The organism is Pseudomonas sp. PSKL.D1 (genome assembly GCF_028898945.1).
Classification (GTDB): Bacteria; Pseudomonadota; Gammaproteobacteria; order Pseudomonadales; family Pseudomonadaceae; genus Aquipseudomonas.
The window spans coordinates 3,571,938-3,590,040 of the sequence record NZ_CP118607.1 but is presented as its reverse complement, the minus strand read 5'-3'; the positions used below and the strand labels follow the sequence as shown (position 1 = coordinate 3,590,040).

Annotated in this window: 15 protein-coding genes; 10 read left to right on the top strand and 5 right to left on the bottom strand. The window is 62.4% G+C overall.

From position 1 onward, the window contains the following. The first annotated feature begins 47 nt into the window (after window positions 1-47). From PVV54_RS15950 to PVV54_RS15940, 3 genes are all read left to right on the top strand, one after another. The gene (locus tag PVV54_RS15950) at window positions 48-824 is read left to right on the top strand and encodes an IclR family transcriptional regulator (RefSeq protein WP_274906183.1); all 777 of its coding nucleotides are present in this window, start codon (window positions 48-50) and stop codon (window positions 822-824) included. 137 nt (window positions 825-961) lie between these two features. Next, on the top strand, window positions 962-2,014 hold the full coding sequence (locus tag PVV54_RS15945) for a Gfo/Idh/MocA family protein (protein ID WP_274906182.1): 1,053 nt from the start codon (window positions 962-964) through the stop codon (window positions 2,012-2,014). 10 nt (window positions 2,015-2,024) lie between these two features. Then, window positions 2,025-2,855: a sugar phosphate isomerase/epimerase family protein gene (locus PVV54_RS15940; protein ID WP_274906181.1), complete on the top strand. Its 831-nt coding sequence runs from the start codon at window positions 2,025-2,027 to the stop codon at window positions 2,853-2,855. A 76-nt stretch (window positions 2,856-2,931) separates the two neighbouring features. On the opposite strand, the gene PVV54_RS15935 is transcribed toward PVV54_RS15940, so the two are convergent. Then, window positions 2,932-4,230: an MFS transporter gene (locus PVV54_RS15935; protein WP_274906180.1), complete on the bottom strand. Its 1,299-nt coding sequence runs from the start codon at window positions 4,228-4,230 to the stop codon at window positions 2,932-2,934. A gap of 284 nt (window positions 4,231-4,514) precedes the next feature. On the opposite strand from PVV54_RS15935, the gene nhaA reads away from it, so the two are divergent. After that, window positions 4,515-5,861: a Na+/H+ antiporter NhaA gene (gene nhaA / locus PVV54_RS15930; RefSeq protein ID WP_274906179.1), complete on the top strand. Its 1,347-nt coding sequence runs from the start codon at window positions 4,515-4,517 to the stop codon at window positions 5,859-5,861. A gap of 34 nt (window positions 5,862-5,895) precedes the next feature. Here the strand turns inward: nhaA and PVV54_RS15925 are convergent, their stop codons facing one another. The 3 genes from PVV54_RS15925 to PVV54_RS15915 all read right to left on the bottom strand — a co-directional run bounded on the left by PVV54_RS15925 (window position 5,896) and on the right by PVV54_RS15915 (window position 9,934). Beyond that, entirely contained in the window at window positions 5,896-7,404 is a 1,509-nt protein-coding gene (locus PVV54_RS15925; protein ID WP_274906178.1) for a nucleobase:cation symporter-2 family protein, read from the bottom strand. 100 nt (window positions 7,405-7,504) lie between these two features. Further along, window positions 7,505-8,863 (bottom strand): 8-oxoguanine deaminase, encoded by a 1,359-nt coding sequence (locus PVV54_RS15920; RefSeq protein WP_274906177.1) that lies wholly within the window; start codon window positions 8,861-8,863, stop codon window positions 7,505-7,507. A 348-nt stretch (window positions 8,864-9,211) separates the two neighbouring features. Continuing rightward, window positions 9,212-9,934 (bottom strand): pirin family protein, encoded by a 723-nt coding sequence (locus PVV54_RS15915; RefSeq protein ID WP_274906176.1) that lies wholly within the window; start codon window positions 9,932-9,934, stop codon window positions 9,212-9,214. Window positions 9,935-10,178: 244 nt separating this feature from the next. Between PVV54_RS15915 and PVV54_RS15910 the strand changes: the two genes are divergently transcribed. Further along, entirely contained in the window at window positions 10,179-11,243 is a 1,065-nt protein-coding gene (locus tag PVV54_RS15910) for a polymorphic toxin type 44 domain-containing protein (RefSeq protein WP_274906175.1), read from the top strand. Continuing rightward, entirely contained in the window at window positions 11,215-11,616 is a 402-nt protein-coding gene (locus tag PVV54_RS15905; protein ID WP_274906174.1) for a hypothetical protein, read from the top strand. The genes PVV54_RS15910 and PVV54_RS15905 overlap by 29 nt, the downstream gene beginning before the upstream one ends. A 130-nt stretch (window positions 11,617-11,746) precedes the next feature. Here PVV54_RS15905 and PVV54_RS15900 read toward each other — a convergent pair whose 3' ends face one another. Then, on the bottom strand, window positions 11,747-12,766 hold the full coding sequence (locus tag PVV54_RS15900; RefSeq protein WP_274906173.1) for an alpha/beta hydrolase: 1,020 nt from the start codon (window positions 12,764-12,766) through the stop codon (window positions 11,747-11,749). Between the two features lie 146 nt (window positions 12,767-12,912). On the opposite strand from PVV54_RS15900, the gene PVV54_RS15895 reads away from it, so the two are divergent. The 4 genes from PVV54_RS15895 (at window position 12,913) to PVV54_RS15880 (ending at window position 17,797) form a co-directional block, all read left to right on the top strand. Continuing rightward, window positions 12,913-13,797: a LysR family transcriptional regulator gene (locus PVV54_RS15895; protein WP_274906172.1), complete on the top strand. Its 885-nt coding sequence runs from the start codon at window positions 12,913-12,915 to the stop codon at window positions 13,795-13,797. Between the two features lie 86 nt (window positions 13,798-13,883). After that, window positions 13,884-14,390: a sigma-70 family RNA polymerase sigma factor gene (locus PVV54_RS15890; RefSeq protein ID WP_274906171.1), complete on the top strand. Its 507-nt coding sequence runs from the start codon at window positions 13,884-13,886 to the stop codon at window positions 14,388-14,390. Then, window positions 14,390-15,334: a FecR domain-containing protein gene (locus PVV54_RS15885; RefSeq protein ID WP_274906170.1), complete on the top strand. Its 945-nt coding sequence runs from the start codon at window positions 14,390-14,392 to the stop codon at window positions 15,332-15,334. The genes PVV54_RS15890 and PVV54_RS15885 overlap by 1 nt, the downstream gene beginning before the upstream one ends. A 66-nt stretch (window positions 15,335-15,400) precedes the next feature. Next, window positions 15,401-17,797 (top strand): TonB-dependent receptor, encoded by a 2,397-nt coding sequence (locus tag PVV54_RS15880; RefSeq protein ID WP_274906169.1) that lies wholly within the window; start codon window positions 15,401-15,403, stop codon window positions 17,795-17,797. The last annotated feature ends 306 nt before the right edge of the window (window positions 17,798-18,103 follow it).

Here is an 18,103-nt window from a genome sequence, read left to right as displayed (position 1 = left end):
GCGGAATCATCTTCTAGAATCCGCACACTCTTTTCAGGATTCACGTCATGGCTGGTAGTCAGATCGAACGCGCGTTCAGTGTTGTGGAAACCCTGGCCGGGGAGCCTCAGGGCCTCGCCCTTCAAACTTTGGCCGAACGCCTGGAAATCCCCAAAAGCGCGGCGCACCGCATGCTCGCCGACCTCATGCGCCTGGGTTACGTGCGACAAAATCGGGACAACAGCCGGTATCAATTATCTGCCAAGCTGGTGGCGCTGGGCTTTCGTTACCTGTCCAGCAGCGGCGCTGACGTCATTCAGCCGATTCTTGACCGCCTTGCCCAGGACAGTGGTGAACTGGTGCGCCTTGGCGTGATCGACGGCACCCGGCAGACGTGGATCGCCAAGTCCCAGGGTGCGCGCTCTGGCTTGCGTTACGATCCGGACATGGGCCGTGATGCGCCGCTGTTCTATACCGCATCGGGGCATGCCTGGCTGGCCAGCCTGAGCGATGATGAAGCGCTGCAGATGGTGCTGCGCCAAGGCATTGCCGACCCAGAGCACTTCGGCCCCAACGCCCCGCGTTCCACCACTGAGCTGCTGGGTTACCTGCAGCGGGCGCGGGAGCGGGGCTACGCCTGGGTCGAGCAAACCTCGGCGTTGGGCACCTCGGCGTTGGCTGCCGTGGTGCGCCGCCCGCACGCCGGGCCTGTCATTGGTGTGCTCAGCATTGCTGGCCCCACCGCGCGTTTGGCGCCCGAGCGGTTGCAGCAATTGGCGCCACTGCTGCTGGCGGCGGTGGACGAACTGTCAGCGGCCAGCCAGGCCAGCGACCTGTTCGCCTGAGCTGATTTTGGGCGGTAACCGCACACTCAGCCACAAGGGTGGTTCTGAAAAGCTGAACAAGGTTCTACATTGTCGATAAGCGATTCTGGAAGATCGTTCCAGAAATCGAAAAACAATAACGACAAGAGGACCGCCCGTTGAACTCACCCCTTCGTATCGCCCTGATCGGTGCCGGCAACATGGGGCTCCAGCACCTTCACCACCTGCGCAATGTGGACCAGGCCCAGTTGTGCGCGGTGGCCGACCCCGGCCCACAAGCCGGGGCGCTGGCCGCGCAGTGGGGCGTGGCCTGGTTTACCGACCACCGCCAGATGCTGGAACGCGCCCGGCCCGATGCGGTGATCGTGGCCAACCCGAACAACCTGCATGTGGCCACCGCGCTCGATTGCGTCGAGGCCGGGGTGCCGGTGCTGGTGGAAAAGCCGGTCGGTGTGGAGCTTGATGAAGTGCGCGTGCTGGTTGAAGCCTCACGCCGCCACGGTGTGCCGGTGCTGGTTGGCCACCATCGGCGGCACAACCCGCTGATCGTAAGGGCGCATCGATTGATCAATGAAGGTGCGCTGGGGCGCCTGGTCAACGTCACGGCCCTGTGGCAACTGCAAAAGCCCGACAGCTACTTCGAAACTGCCTGGCGCCGCGAGCCGGGGGCTGGCTTTTTGCTGACCAACCTGATTCACGACCTGGATTTGCTGCGCCACCTGTGCGGCGAAGTGATGCAGGTGCAGGCCTTCACCCGCAACGATGTGCGCGGTTTTACCAATGAAGACAATGCCGCGGTGCTGCTGCAGTTTGCCAATGGCGCGCTGGGCAGCCTGACGGGCTCGGATGCGGTGGCCGCGCCCTGGAGCTGGGAACTGGACTCGGGCGAAAACCCGGTATACCCCCGCCAGGACGGCCAGCCGTGCTACATGCTCGCCGGTACGCGCGGGGCGTTGAGCATTCCGCAACTCAAGCGCTGGCACTACGCCGAGGCGGGTGCAGGTTGGCATGCACCTTTGCTGCAACGGGAAGAAGCGGTGCCGGCGGGTGAGGCGTTGACGTTGCAACTCGAACACTTTGTGCGGGTTGCCCGAGGGCAGGAGGCGCCGTTGATCGACGCGGCCGACGCCGGGCGCACCCTGGCACTGATCGACGCCATTCGCCAGGCGGCTGAAAGCGGCCGTACCTGCCAACCCGAATCCATCGCCTAGGGGCACAACCATGACCGACCGAATTTTCTCTTTGGCTGCCTTGACCGTGCTTGAGCTTTCTCCGCCCGACATGGTCGAGGTTGCTGCTCGCGCGGGGTACAGCCATGTAGGCCTGCGCCTGGCGCCCGCTACCCTTGAGGAGCAGCATTTTCCACTGGTGGCGGATGCGGGCCTGCGCCGCCAGACACTCGCGCGCCTTCGCGACACCGGCATCAAGGTGCTGGACCTGGAAATCCTGCGCCTGAAGCCAGAAACACTGGTAAATGACTTTTCACCCCTGCTGGAGGCAGGGGCCGAGCTGGGTGGCACGGAGCTGCTGGTTGCAGGCAACGATCCGGATGAAGCCCGCCTGACCGCCCGCTTTGCCGAACTGTGCGAGCTGGCCGCCGGTTTTGGTATCTACCCACACCTGGAGTTCATGCCCTGGACCGACGTTCGTGACCTGAAGCAGGCCAAGCGTATCGTGGCCAACGCGGGGCAAGCCAACGGTTGCGTTTTGGTGGACGCCTTCCACTTCAACCGCTCGCGCTCCTCGCTGGAGGATCTGGCTTCACCGCCTATGCGCTATGCCCAATTGTGCGACGTGGCAGGCCCGGTGCCGGATGACATGCAGGAGATCCTGCGCCAGGCCCGCAACGAGCGGCGCTTCCCGGGGGAGGGTGATGCCGACCTGGTTGGTTTGTTAAGAAGGTTGCCCGCCAACCTGCCGCTGAGCCTGGAAATCCCTACGCGCCAGTTGCTGGAGCAAGGGGTGAGTGCCGAGCAGCGGGCGCGGATGGCGCTGGAGGCGGCCAGAACAGTTGTGCGCAATGGCACCGGCTGCGCCGGTGATCGCGGATGAATCCGCTCCTACAGGCGTTCCGCAATCCCTGCAGGAGCGGCTTCAGCCGCGATCACCGGCGCAGCCGGTGCCATCATCAGGAAGCTTCCAGCTTGCGCGGCGCCATGAAGTACAGCCACACCAGCGCAATGAAATACATCGTCGGGATCAGGGTGAACAGCACCGCATAGTTGTTTTGCGTGGCGGTGAGAACGGCCCCGACGATCTGGGTCATGAACATCCCGCCAATGGCCGCGCACATGCTGCCGAAGCCGAACACCGTGCTGATCAGGTGCTTGGGCGTGTAGTCCATCACCAGGCTCCAGATGTTCGCGGTCCAGGCCTGGTGTGCCCCCACCGCCACGGCGATGGCCAGCACCGCCATCCACAGGCCGCTGGCGTGGGCGGCAAACACCACGCTGATGATGGTGCAGGCAAACAGCAGCATCGACACCAGACGCGCACGAATGGCCGGCATGCCCCGACCGATCAGCCAGGAGGACAGGATGCCACCGCCGATGCTGCCGAAATCCGCCGTCAGCCAGATGAGCATCAGCGGGATGCCCATCTGGGTAACGCTGATGCCCAGGTTGTACTGCTGGTTCAGGAACGGCGGCAGCCAGTACAGGTAGAACCAGAACACCGGCGCGGTGATCGCGAAGGCCACGGCAAAGGCCCAGGTGCCACGCCGGCGCAGGATGTGGCTGAACGGCAGGCGGCCGCTTTCCGGTTCGGCATCCTGCTGGATGTAGGCCAGTTCGCTTTGGCGCACGCTCGGGTGGTCTTCCGGGTTGAAGTACTTCAACCCCCACAGCACCACCCACACCAGGCCCAGGCAACCCATGGCGATGAAGGCCGCTTGCCAGCCCCATACAGTCAGAATCAGCGGCAACAGCGCAGGGGTGACCATGGCTCCCACGTTGGTGCCGGCATTGAACAGGCCGGTGGCAATGGCGCGTTCGCCGGCCGGGAACCACAACCGGGTGGTTTTCACGCAGGCGGGGTAGTTGGCCGCTTCGGTCAGGCCGAGGATGAACCGGCAAACCATGAACCCGGCCGCCGAGGTGGCCAGGCCGTGGGCGCCGGTGGCCAGGCTCCACAGCAACACGGCAACGAAGAAGGCGCGCTTGACGCCAACGCTGTCGATCAACCGGCCCTGCACCAGGAAACCGATGGCATAACCCACCTGGAACCAGAAGTTGATGTTGGCGTAGTCCATCGCTGTCCAGCCCAGTTCCTCGGCGAGGACGGGCTGCATGATGCCAAGGGCGGCGCGGTCGATGTAGTTGATCGTGGTGGCGAAGAACACCAGGGCAAGCATGCCCCATCGGGTTTTACCGACGGCGAAGGCGCCGCGGACTTTGTCGCCGATCGAGGCATGGGGAAAACGGGGCATGGCGGTGGTACCTGTTTCTTGAAATTGTAATGGACGGCGGGTGTTTCTGGATCGTATCTGTCCCAAGGCAGGGGAGTTCGCAAAGCCGCAGCATGGTGCGCAGTAGAGCCGTGAGCGTCAATGTTCGATTTTGGCTACTGTTCGATAACCGAACGTTTGCCGGCAGTGGGTGCAATGCAGGCGTTTTATCCGGTAGAATTGCCCCCGGGTGCTAGCTGCATGACGCAGTGAAGCAGGTTAAAAAACTACGCAGGTCGGGCCGCCTTGCGGGAGTCCTTGCGCCTATGCAACACAAAGAACTGCCTCGTGCCCAGCGAATCGCCCAGCGTGCATTCGCCAATATCGAACGTTTTCTGCACATCGAAGCCGTCAGTGGCATCGTGCTGCTGATCGCCGCCATCGCTGCCCTGATCTGGGCCAACTCGCCTGCTGCCGCCAGTTACGATGCCCTGTGGCATACACCGGTGACGCTGGGTGTTGGCTCATTCGTGTTCTCCCAATCGCTGCACTTCTGGATCAACGATGGCCTGATGACCATCTTCTTCCTGGTGGTGGGCATGGAAATCCGCCGGGAAATCCATGATGGCGCGTTGTCCAGCCTGCGCCAGGCTACCTTGCCGATGGCCGCGGCACTGGGCGGCGTGGCCGTGCCGGCCCTGATTTACCTGGCATTCAACCACTCCCCGCCCGAGCAACAGGGCTGGGCCGTGCCAACAGCCACCGACATCGCCTTTGCGGTGGGCGTGCTGGCGCTGCTGGGCAAGTCCATCCCTTCCAATGTGCGGGTGTTCCTGCTGGCCCTGGCGATCATCGATGACATCATCGCCGTGCTGATCATTGCCTTCTTCTATTCCGGCGGCCTGGACTACAGCGGCCTGGGCGTGGCTGCCATCGGCCTGCTGATGGTGGTTGGCCTGCAGAAGATTGGTGTGGGTTCGGCGTGGGCGTATGTGATCCCGGGCGCCATTACCTGGGTCGGCATGCTGATGACCGGTGCTCACCCGACACTGGCCGGTGTGGTGCTTGGCCTGATGACCCCGGTCATGTCGATGCCGATGCGCGACCGCCCGGTAGACGCCATTTCGCGGTTTACCAACGAGCTGCTTGGCGATGTGGATGCCTCCGGTAACAAGGTGACCGGCCAGCTGAAGCAATTGCGCCTGGCCCAGCGTGAACTGCTGCCACCGGTGGTGCGGGTGCAGGGTACGCTGCACCCGTGGGTGGCCTACGGGATCATGCCGCTGTTCGCGCTGGCCAATGCCGGTGTGGGGTTGTCGGGTGTTGACTTGAGTGCTGCGGGCCCGCACTGGGTGATGATGGCGGTTGTGGCGGCTTTGGTGGTCGGCAAACCGTTGGGTATCGTCACGGTCAGCTGGCTGATGGTGAAGTTGGGCTGGTGTGCGCTGCCGGCGGGCGTCACGTGGCGGGGCATCATGCTGATCGGTTTGCTGGCCGGTATCGGCTTTACCATGTCGATCTTCATCGCCAACCTGGCGTTCACGGATGTGGGCGTGCTGGGAGCGGCGAAGCTGGGTGTGCTGACCGGTTCGGTGTGTGCGGCGGTGCTCGGGGTGTCCTGGGGCGTGTGGTGCATGCGTCGCAACAGCCCGGCGGTGCGGGCTGAGGCTTGAGTAAAAAGAAAGGGCCGCGATGCGGCCCTTTTTTTTAGTGGGCGTGTTCAACCTCTTGGCTGCGACGCGGCGCTCCATGCTCCGCATCGCCCTCCAGAATCGGCACCTCGTTGCCGTCGCAATCGAACAGCTTGCCATCACGGAACACATCCCCGTCGTTTAGCCCGGCAATGTCCCGGTAACGCAGGGTGCGCTCGCTGGCCGCGACGAACACCGACTGCTGGTCGGAGTTGCCAGCGCGCAGGTGGTTGAACAACAGGTTGAGCAAGATCGCCATGATCGCCGCCGAGCTGATGCCCGAGTGGAAAATGGTTTCGAACCAAGCCGGGAAGTGGTGATAGAAGCCCGGCGCGGCAATCGGGATCATGCCGAAGCCGATCGAAGTGGCGACGATGATCAGGTTCATGTTGTTGCGGTAGTCCACCTGAGCCAGGGTGCGGATGCCACTGGCGGCAACGGTGCCGAACAGCACCACGCCAGCGCCGCCCAGCACGGCGGTGGGCACGGCGGCAATCAGGCGGCCCATGACCGGCAGCAGGCCAAGTGTCACCAGAATCAGGCCGGTGGTGGCCACCACATAACGGCTTTTCACCCCGGTGACGGCCACCAGGCCAACGTTCTGGGCAAAGGCGCTTTGGGTAAAGGAGCCGAACACCGGCGCCAGGGCGCTGGAGATCATGTCGGCCCGCAGGCCGTTGCCCAGGCGTTTGGAGCACACCTTGGTGCCGATGATCTCACCCACGGCCAGAATGTCGGCAGACGTCTCGACCATGGTCACCACGATCACGATCAGCATCGACAGGATCGCGGCTACCTGGAACTGCGGCATGCCAAAGTGCAGCACGGCGGGCATCGCCACCAGTGGCCCTTCGAACACCTGGGAGAAATCGGCCATGCCGAAGGCCACGGCCACCAGGGTACCGATGACCATTGCCAGCAGAATCGACAGGCGTGAAATGCTGGCGTTGCCGAGCTTGCTCAACAGCAGCACGGTGGCCAGGGTGAAGGCTGCCAATGCAATGTTGGCGGTACTGCCAAAGTCCGGCGCCTGGCTGTTGCCACCCATCGCCCAGCGCGCGGTGACGGGCATCAATGTGAGGCCGATGGTGGTGATGACAATGCCCGTTACCAGCGGCGGGAAAAACTTCGTGATGCGTGAGAACAGTGGCGTGATCACCAGGCCGATCAGGGAGGCGGCGATCACCGCGCCGAACACTACGGGCAGGCCACCTTCACCATTGCCGCCGATGATGGCGATCATGGTGGCCACGCCGGCGAAGGACACGCCTTGCACCAAGGGCAACTGGCAACCAAAGAAGGGGATGCCGAGGGTTTGCAGCAGCGTGGCCAGGCCACCGGCAAACAGGGACGCGGCGATCAGCAGGCCGACGTCAGCCGGGGCCAGGCCTGCCGCCTGGCCGATGATCAGCGGCACGGCGACGATGCCGCCATACATCGTCAGCACATGTTGCAGCCCATAGGCCACGTTGGCGCCGACGCCGAGGTTTTCGTCTTCGGGACGAGGTGAAGCGGGAGAAATCATGGTGAGTAGCTCGCTCTTTTTATTGTGATGCGTCTAACAGCACGGTCTCAGTCGCAATCGGGAAAGGCCCGGGCCGCCGCGCGCAGCGGCCCGGGCAAGGTTACTCGCCGCTGACCAGCTGGTAAGCCAGCTGGTTGTGGCGCTCCAGCACGCGGGGCAGGTCGACCGTGGTGATACGGCCATCCTTCACCACCACGCGGCCGTTGATCACGCTGGTGTCAACGTGGGTGGGGGTACAGAACACCAGCGCCGCCAGCGGGTCGTGCAGGGCACCGGCATAGGCTACATGGTTGAGGTTGAAGGCCACGAAGTCGGCGGCCATGCCTGGGGCGAGGGCGCCAATGTCGTTGCGGTTGAGCACCTTGGCACCGCCCAGAGTGGCGATTTCCAGCGCTTCACGGGCCGTCATGGCATCGGGGCCAAAGCCGACGCGCTGCAGCAGCAGGGCCTGGCGCACTTCGCCGATCATGCTGGCGCCGTCGTTGGAGGCCGAACCGTCCACGCCCAGGCCTACCGGCACGCCGTGGTCGCGCATCTTGCGGATGGGCGCGATGCCCGAGGCCAGGCGCATGTTCGAGCATGGGCAGTGGGCCACGCCGGTGCCGGTGCGGGCGAACAGCTCGATGCCGTGCTGGTCCAGCTGCACGCAGTGGGCATGCCACACATCATGGCCGACCCAGCCCAGGTCTTCGGCGTATTCGGCGGGGGTCATGCCGAATTTTTCCCGGCTGTAGGCGATGTCGTTGACGTTTTCGGCCAGGTGGGTGTGCAGCGACACGCCGTACTCACGGGCCAGCACGGCGGCGTCGCGCATCAGGTCGCGGCTGACCGAGAACGGCGAGCAGGGTGCCACCACCACACGCAGCATCGAGCCGTGGCTGGCGTCGTGGTAGTCCTCGATCAGGCGTTGGGATTCCTTGAGGATGTCGCTTTCCTTTTCCACCACCGAGTCGGGCGGCAGGCCACCCTGGCTGCGGCCCACGCTCATGCTGCCGCGCGCGGCGTGGAAGCGCATGCCGATTTCGCCGGCTGCGTGGATGCTGTCGTCGAGCTTGCAGCCGTTGGGGTAGATGTACAGGTGGTCGCTTGAGGTGGTGCAGCCCGACAAAATCAGCTCGGCCATGGCGGTCTGGGTGGACACCGAGATCATTTCAGGCGTCAGCCGCGCCCAGATCGGGTACAGGTTGGTGAGCCAGTTGAACAGTTCGCCGTCCTGGGCGGCCGGCACCACGCGGGTGAGGCTCTGGTACATGTGGTGGTGGGTGTTGACCAGGCCGGGGATGACCACCTTGCCGGCCATGTCGAGGACTTCGTCGGCGGTTTGCGGCAGTTCGTCGCTGGGGCCGACTTGCTTGATGATGTTGTCTTCGATGAACAGGCCGCCACGTTTTATTTCACGGCGCTCGCCGTCCATGGTTACCAGCAGTTCGGCGTTTTTAACCAGTAGAGTCTTGGGCATGGGGTTGTTCTCCCTTGGTGGGATGGTTTTCTCGACGCGCGCGGGTGCCTTGCCGATAGAGGAATAAGGCAAAGGGCGGCGACGGTGGGCGATCAGTGAACGAGCGTGTACGAGGGCGCCGGCCTGGGGAGCGGCTGGCCGGGGGGCACGTTCAGGGTGTAGATGGCAAACGGGGTTTGCAGAAGAGACCCGAGCGGGTCGAGCAGGTGTGTAGCGGGCATGGCTTGAGCCTGTCGCAATACGCAGCGGCGATGACCGATGTCGTAGGCGTGGAGCTAATGTAAACAGATGAGGCGGGGTTTGTATACAGAAAATCTGTACGCAAACCCCGCGCCGTCTGCCAGGGCCTCATGGCATGCCGGGCAGCTCATGTGGCCGCAGGTCGAACACCAGCACTTCGGCGTCTTCGCCATTGGCCAGTTGCAGCACTTGCTCCTGGCGTATCCGCACGCCATCGCCTTCCACCAGGCGCTGCCCGTTCAGCTCAATGCTGCCGCGGGCCACATGCACATAGGCATGGCGGTTTTCCGGGAGGGTCAGGGTTGCCTGTTCACCGCCGTCGAACAACCCGGCGTAGACCCGGGCGTTCTGCCGTACCTGCAACGAACCTTCTGCCCCGTCGGGGGAGATGATCAACCGCAGCTTGCCGCGCTTGTCTTCGGCGCTGAAGTGTTGCTGCTGGTAGCGCGGAGCCGCGCCTTTGACATTCGGCACGATCCAGATTTGCAGAAAGTGCACCGGTTGCGCCCGGCTGTGGTTGAACTCGCTGTGCGCCACGCCATGGCCAGCGCTCATCAATTGCACATCGCCAGGGCGGATGACCGAGCCGGTGCCGAGGGAGTCCTTGTGCTCCAGGGCGCCTTCGAGCACGTAGGAGAAAATCTCCATGTCGCGGTGCGGGTGTTCGCCAAAGCCTTTACCGGCGATGACGCGGTCATCGTTGATCACCAGCAAGTCGGAAAAGCCCTGCTCGTCGGGGTTGCGATAGTGGCCGAACGAGAAGGTGTGGAAGGATTTCAGCCAGCCGTGGAAGGCCAGGCCGCGGTCTTGGGCGTTGCGGATGGTGAGCATGGGGGTTCTCCTTTGAGGCCGGGGCTGAGGGGGCGCCGGGCTGGTGATGGGAGAAGGTTACTGTCAATTCAGGGTGGTAAAAATAGGTTGTTTAGTGAATCACTGTCCCGCTACAGGTGACTATAGTGGGTGTGGTTTGTAGGACGTTTCTGCATGGGTTGTAGGGCTGGTCTGATTCCATATTTGCTTGATTTTCAAGGTTTTCTGGGTGCTAGTTTCCAGGCTTTGCCAAAGGAGACAGACCATGCGATTCATGTTGATTGAAGGGAAGCAGCAAGCCGTTGATGGTGACCTGACCACCACGGGCGCCACCTGTCAGGCCAGCGGCCCGCATTACCGGGTCAAAGGCTGCCAAGTGCTTCGCCAGGGGGACAAGACCACGCCATGTCCGCGGTGCGGTGAGGTTGGCACGCTGATCGAGGGTGTGCAGTCGTTCATGATCGAAGGGCGTGCGACCGTTGTAGATGGGGCGTTGGTCGCCTGCGGCTGCCCCAGTGGCAGTAACCGGGTCATGGCCATCGGAGGTCTTGCACAATCGGCTAGCCCTACGCCCACTGAGCAGGCGAGTCCGGCGGAAATATCAAACCGCACAAGCTTCATTACCCCCACCAAATATGAGCCATCGGAAAAGACTTCAAAGGTTGGTGCTTGCGATCATTTCGACATGATGGAGGCGGTGGCAAACTTTATTGCTGGGGAAATGAACCGCAATATCACACATCCTTCCGTGCTAAAGATGAAGAAGCTGACCAGTTTTGACGGGCAAGATGAAAAAGCAACGTTTCAAAAGCTCCCTTGGTACGCACGCCTTTTACCCCCTAATTTCCAGGCAATGGAGAAGGGAAATATCGCTGCTGCTATGGCGCTTTGGGTTGAGAGGGTTGGTCAAAACCGGCCATGGGATCACAAGGCGGCCATCGGACAACAATTTGGAGGGGCTTGGCAGAAGCAAGGCGAAGTTGACTACTTCTATGACATTTGGTCGAACATCCATTATGGCTATGTCGGGCGGGCTGGTGGCCTGTCGGAAAGCGTTCTTCTGGATGGAGCGGGGCTTGAGCAGATTGCTTCAGACTCCATTCGGAAAATTCAAAAGTGGGATGAACGTAAAGGGCCTCACCGCTCTGCAGATATCGACGGGGTACGGGCTTGGGATGACATAGGCGATCGTGTCGCAATCAGTATTGGTGTCAATCTGTACAAGCATCACCCAACCGGCGGGATTACGGCAAGGTTACTCATGGCAGAAGTACTAGCATTGCCACGTTCAAGTTGGGGAGATGGCATACGTGATCACATTTGCAAGTAAACCGAAACGGCCGATCTGGCGTTGGGTAGCAGTGCTAATGCTCACACCCATTGTATTTTGGTATTTCGCCACCCCCCAGGTGAGTTTCCACTATTCGGACCAGGGCCAAGGGCGCCTCGGTTACATCCTGAATGTTCAGCACGACATATCAAAAGGTGAGATTTACCCAGGTGAAGCCACGGGCGGTGCCGGGCATATTTTCCCGAGCGACCAATTTTTCATGGAGTTTGATTGGAACAACCGTGGGATGTCGCACTGCATTCGGGTCAAACCCAAGTGGCCAACTACCGATATCTACATAGGGGCAGACGGAGCTGTAGATAGCCGCACTGATGGCAGACTTATCGAAGCCTGTGGGCCTTTGCCGCAATAAAAGCAAAAGACCCGCCTTGGCGGTAATGCTGTTAACTTAAGAATGCCGGGGCCGCAAAGCGGCCCCAATGCAGGCGATGTACAGCTTAAATGAACAGCATTACGCCTTGGCGGACCTTGTAACTCCCAACTTACTGCAAATGCACCTTCAACTCCCCAGCCGCCTGCCGCATCGCGGCCTTCACCGCCGGCACCTGGTTCAACGGGTTCAGCAGCCCGTAGTCATGAATCATCCCGTTGTACCGCACCGAGGTCACCGTTACCCCCGCCGCATTCAGCTTGCGGGCATACGCCTCGCCCTCGTCACGCAGCACATCGAACTCGGCCGTTTGCACCAGCGCTGGCGGCAAGCCTTTGAGCTGCTCGCTGCTGGCCCGCAGTGGCGAGGCGTAGATCTGCTCGCGGGCTTTGGCGTCGGTGGTGTAGTTGTCCCAGAACCATTTCATCATCCCGGTGGTCAGGAAGTGCCCTTCGGCAAACTGCTTGTACGAGCCGGTTTCGAAGCTGGCATCGGTCACCGGCCACAACAGCAACTGGAAACGCAGCGCCGGGGTGCCGGCTTCTTTGGCCTTGAGTGCAACCACCGCCGCCATGTTGCCGCCGACGCTGTTGCCGGCTACCGCCAGGCGCTTGCCGTCCACACCGATGTCCTTGCCATGCTCGGCCACCCACTGGGTGGCGGCGTATGCCTGGTTGATGGCGGTGGGGTAGTGCGCCTCGGGGGACGGCGTGTAGTCCACGTACACCGCGACGGCGCCAGAGCCGACCACCAGGTCGCGGATCAACCGCTGGTGGGTCGGGAAGTCGCCCAGCACCCAACCGCCACCGTGGAAGAACATGAACACCGGCAACTCACCTTTGACATTGGCCGGGCGCACGATCTGCAATTTGATCGCCTCGCCATTGGCCTGAATGGTGCGTTCCTTGACCTCGATACCCGACAAGTCGACCTTCACCGAAGCCTGGGCACCGGTCAGTACGGCGCGGGCATCTTTCGGGTTGAGTTGCTCAAGCGGCTTGCCACCGCCTTTCTCCAGCGCTTCAAGGAAGGCTTGGGTGTGCTGCTCCACGCCTGGGCTACCGGCCGCAAAAGCGTTGGAAACGGACAGCGCAAGCAGGCTGGCGGCGAGGGTTTTGTGGACAATGTTCATGTGCGAATCCTTTTCTGTGCAAGTGTTTGGAGTGGGCGTCTTGCCTGGCCTGCTGGGCCATCGCTGCGACCTGTGTGTAGATTAAGGAGATGTGTTTACGGGAAAAAGCCGGTATAAAGCGTTTAACTGTCACGCTGAGCAAGACAATGAATCCGTACGAAGATATGAGTATTTTTTCCCAGGTGATTGAGTCGGGAAGCTTTACCGCTGCAGCCGACCGCCTGGGCATGTCCAAGCAGTCGGTCAGCCGTCGCCTGATGCAGTTGGAGGCGCGTTTGGGTGTGCGTTTGCTCAACCGCTCCACCCGGCGCCTGGACGCCACGCCGCTGGGCCAGCAGTACTACCAGTCGGCGCTACGCCTGCTGGGCGAAATGCAGCAGGTGGAGCACGACATCAGCGGCCAGGCTCAGGCCTTGCGCGGCACATTGAGGCTGAGCGCACCCCTGTCGTTCGCCATGGCCCACCTGGGTTGCCTGCTGACCGAGTTCCTGCAGTTGCACCCACAAGTGGATGTGGAAGTGGACCTCAGCGACCGCGCCGTGGACCTGATCGGCGAAGGCTATGACCTGGCCTTGCGCATCGGGGCTCTGGAGGACTCCAGCCTGATTGCACGGCGCATTGCCAGTGTCGAACGGGTGTACTGTGCCAGCCCCGGTTATCTTGAGGCGCGCGGCGTGCCCAACCGGCCCGACGCCTTGGCCAATCACGATTGCCTGCCTTATGGGCATTCACGGCAGGTGCAATGGCAATTCAATCAGGCTGGCAAAGTACAGAGCATCGCGGTTACCGGCCGTATGCGGGCGAACAATGGCGAGCTGCTGAGGGATGCAGCCATTGCTGGCATGGGGGTGACCTACCTGCCGACATTCATCGTCGGGCAGGCACTGGCGGATGGTCGCTTGATGAGTGTGCTGGAAGGCTGGACACCACCGGCGTTGCAGTTGTCGGCGGTGTATCCGCAGCATCGCCAGGTTGCCAGGCCGGTGCAGGGCTTCGTCGACTTCCTTAAAACGCGGCTGATGCAGCTCTAGTCACTTGTCGCCGTATAAACCGCTTGGATCCGCAAGGTCTCGTAAATTAGAATCACTCCTATTTACGCCATTGCCGAGCCACGCCCATGATCGATGCCGCGCCACCGGAGCACAGCCTGCCTGCCCTGTACCGTGACCATCGGGGCTGGCTGGAAGGTTGGTTGCGTCGGCGCCTGGGCAATGCCTGGGATGCGGCCGACCTGAGCCAGGACACCTTCCTGCGGGTGCTTGCCAGCGCCCAGCCGCTGGCCGATATCCGCGAACCCCGGGCTTACCTGCTGACTGTGGGAAAACGCCTGCTGAGCAACTTCCACAAGCGGCGCAGCCTGGAACAGGCCTACCTCGATGCCTTGGCGCAGTTACCCGAAGCCAGCCTGCCTTCGCCGGAGCAGCGCTGGATACTGCTGGAAACCCTGCAGGCCCTGGACGAACTGCTTGATGGCCTCAAGGCACCGGTGCGCAAGGCGTTTTTGTGGAGCCAGCTCGAAGGCTTGGGTTACGTCGAGATTGCCGAGCGCTTGCAGGTGTCTGAACGCACTGTCAAACGCTATATGGCGCAGGCGTACGAACATTGCCTGCTGGCGCAATTGTAATGGCAACCCCATCCAACGACGCCCGGGTGGCGGTGCGTGCGGCTGCTCAGTGGCTGGCGCTGCTGGAGTCTGGCAAGGCGTGTGCGGCTGACCACCAACGGCTGGAGCAGTGGCGCGCCAGCAGCAGCCTGCACGAGAGCGCCTGGCAACAGGCCCAATCGCTGCGCCAGCGCTTTGCGCAACTCCCCGGCGAATTGGCGATGGCCACCCTGGACCGCCCGGACCAAGGCCGGCGCGCCCTGTTGAAACAGGCACTGGGCGTGGCGGCATTGCTGCCGACTGCCTGGATACTTGGGCGCCAGCTACCGCTCGATGCCTGGACGGCCGACATGCACACGGCAGTCGGTGAGCGCAGGCAACTTACCTTGAGCGACGGCATTGCCTTGCAGTTGAACACCGACACTGCCGTCAACCTCGACCTGCCGGCGCGGCAATTGAAACTGGTGGCCGGTGAGGTTTCGCTCACCGTGCCTGTTGGCGTGAGCCTGGCCGTGCAGCTACCGGTCGGGCGGGTGAACGTGACAGGCGCCCAGGTGTGTGTGCGCCTGCTCGACGCTGCCTGCCAGCTTGTGGTGATCAACGGCGTGGCGAGCTTCCAGCCACTGCAGGGGCCCGCAATTGCGTTGCAGGCCGGGAGGCAGGCTACCCTGCACGCAGGTGGCTTCGCAGGTGTCAGCCCACTGGACGATATGTTGCTCGGCTGGCGTGACGGCGTGCTCAGGCTGGACGACCGCCCCTTGGGCGACCTGCTGCGAGAACTGCGCCGTTACCGCCCTGGCGTGCTGCGTTGGGCGCCCGAGCTGGAAGCGTTACGCGTCACCGGCACCTTCCGCCTGGACGATACCGACCGGGCGTTGCAGTTGCTGGCAGCCAGCCTGCCAGTGGCGGTGCACACGCGCACCCGTTACTGGGTGACGCTGGCCGCGCGAGAAAATCGTGCCTGAGCCTGTCCCCTTTTTTTTGCTCGCTGGTCATTACCGGTAGAAGCCAATAAAGGGGAGCCTTCTTCGATGCCTGCAGTAATGCCTTGCCGCTTGCGCCTTGGGTGTGTTTTGAGCCTCGGTGCCCACTTGCTGTTCAGCTCACCGGCCTGGGCCGATGACGCCGCACGGCGTGCCTATCAAGTCCCGGCCGGTAGCCTGGGTGCCGCGCTGACCCGTTTCGCCGACCAGGCAGGTGTCAGCCTGTCGCTGGACCCTGCGCTGGTCAGCGGCCGCCAGAGCGGCGGGTTGTCCGGCAACTACAGCGTGGGCGAAGGCTTCATTCAGTTGCTGCAGGGCAGCGGCTTGCAACTCAAAGCGGTGGGTGAGGGCGCTTTCACCCTTGTGCCTGCGCCCTACAGCAGCGATGTGCTGGAAATCGCCCCGACGAGCATCGTGGGCGGCCAGTTGTTCGGAAATGACGGCGAACCTTATGCCGGTGGCCAGGTAGCTCGCAAAGGCTCGCAAGGCCTGCTGGGTTCGCGAGACTTCATGGAAACGCCCTTCAGCACGACCACCTACACCAGCGAGCTGGTGAAAAACCAGCAAGCCCGCACCCTGGGCGACCTGGTGGCCAGCGACCCGTCGGTGCGTGCCACCAACCCGGCCGGCGGGCGTTTCGAACAGTTCACCATCCGTGGTTTCAGCCTGTTCAACACGGACGTGGCCTACAACGGCTTGTACGGTATCCTGCCCACCTATTCCATCGACATGGAAATGGCAGACCGGGTCGACATCATCAAAGGCCCGAGCCAGCTCATTAATGGCATCTCGCCACGGGGCAGCGTGGGCGGTGGCATCAATGTGGTGCCCAAGCGCGCGAGCGACACGCCACTCACCGAGTTCACCGGCAGCTATGCATCGGGTAGCCAGGTAGGTGGGGCGGTGGATGTGGGGCGCCGGTTTGGCGAGGGCAAGCAGTTCGGCCTGCGCTTCAATGGAGTGAAGCAATCGGGCGATACCGAGTGGGATCACCAGTCGGTCGATCGGGAAATGGCCGTGCTGGGGCTGGACTTTCGCGGTGAACGGCTGAGGCTGTCGACCGACATCGGCCACACCGAGCGTGATACCGACGCGCCCCAGGAGCGGGTGCTGGTAGGGGCTAACGCCAGGGTGCCGAGCGCCAATGATGTGCGCCACAACTACGCCCAAGCCTGGAGCAAGGCGCGTACCAATGACACGTTTGGTGCCGTCAACGCCGAGTACGACATCAGCGATTCGCTGCTGGCCTATGGCGCCGTGGGTGCGCGCAAGAGCAACCACGACTTCCTGCGGCACAATGTCTCGATCATCAACGATGCCGGCGATTTCACCGTTCAGCCACGGGACTTCACCCGTGATGAAACCGTGCGTACCGCCATGGCCGGGCTGCGCAACTGGTTTCATACCGGCCCGGTGAGCCATGAGGTGAACCTGGCAGCGACCTATTTCTACATGGATTTCGAAAATGGCGGCGCGCGCTATGCTTCGGCGCCCAGCAACTTGTACAACCCGGTAGCCACGCCAACCCCCGGCACGCCCACCCGTATCGACGCCAAGGTCTACACCGAAAACCGCTTTTCCGGTGTGGCGCTGGCCGACACGCTGGGGTTCTTCGACGACCGCCTGCTGCTTACCCTCGGTGCCCGTTGGCAGCGGGTGCAGGTGGATGACTGGACCAACGACATCAAAGGCGACACGGCCTACGACGAAGAAAAGGTCTCGCCGTCGGGCGGCGTGCTGCTCAAGGTGACCGACCAGCTGTCGCTGTACGCCAACTACATGGAAGGGTTGAGCCAGGGCAAGATCGCGCCGTCGACCTCGATCAACGAGGACCAGATTTTCCCGCCGTTCATCAGCCGTCAGGTCGAGGTCGGGGCCAAGTACGACCTGGGCCGGGTCGCCTTTACCGCCAGCGCCTTCCGTATCCGCCAGCCTGCTTATGAGACCAACCCCGCCTCACGCGTTTTTGGCCCCAACGGCAAGCGTGACAACCGCGGTATCGAACTCAGCGTGTTTGGTGAACCGCTGGACGGGGTGCGGCTGTTGGGTGGCGTGATGTACATCGACAGCGAGCTGACCGACACCGTTGGCGGTGCCTACGATGGTAACCGTGCGCCAGCGACGCCTGAGTACAACGTCAACCTTGGGGCCGAGTGGGATATACCCGGTGTGAATGGTTTGACCCTGACTGCGCGGGGCATCCATTCCAGCTCGCAGTACCTGGACCAGGACAACAGCAAAAAGATCGACGGCTGGGAGCGGTTTGACCTTGGCGCGCGGTATACCTTCAAGGTCGATGCCACGCAGGTGACCTTGCGGGCCAGTGTCGAGAACGTGCTGGATGATCGCTATTGGGCCTCTGCGGGGGCTTCGGATGACAGCGAGCCGGGGTTGACGCTGTCGACGCCGCGTACGTGGTTGGTGTCTGCGACCGTCGGGTTTTAGGTGTAGGGGTTTGGCGGAGATCTTGGGCGCCTGTGAGATCGAGCGCCGCTCTCGCGGCGCATCGCGGATGAATCCGCTCCTACTGGCGAGCGCCATGCGGGCAACCATGGCCTTGTAGGAGCGGATTCATCCGCGATGCGCCGCGAGAGCGGCGCCCGGTCTCCCATTCAAAAAAATCCCCATCTCCGTCCCGCTTTGGTGCACAAGTGCCTTAGAATAAGTCGCTCAGCACACATAGTTGCCTGGTTTTATCGAATTGCAGTGCAGGATGCACATATTTCGATGTGCCGCACTTCTGCTTTTTTC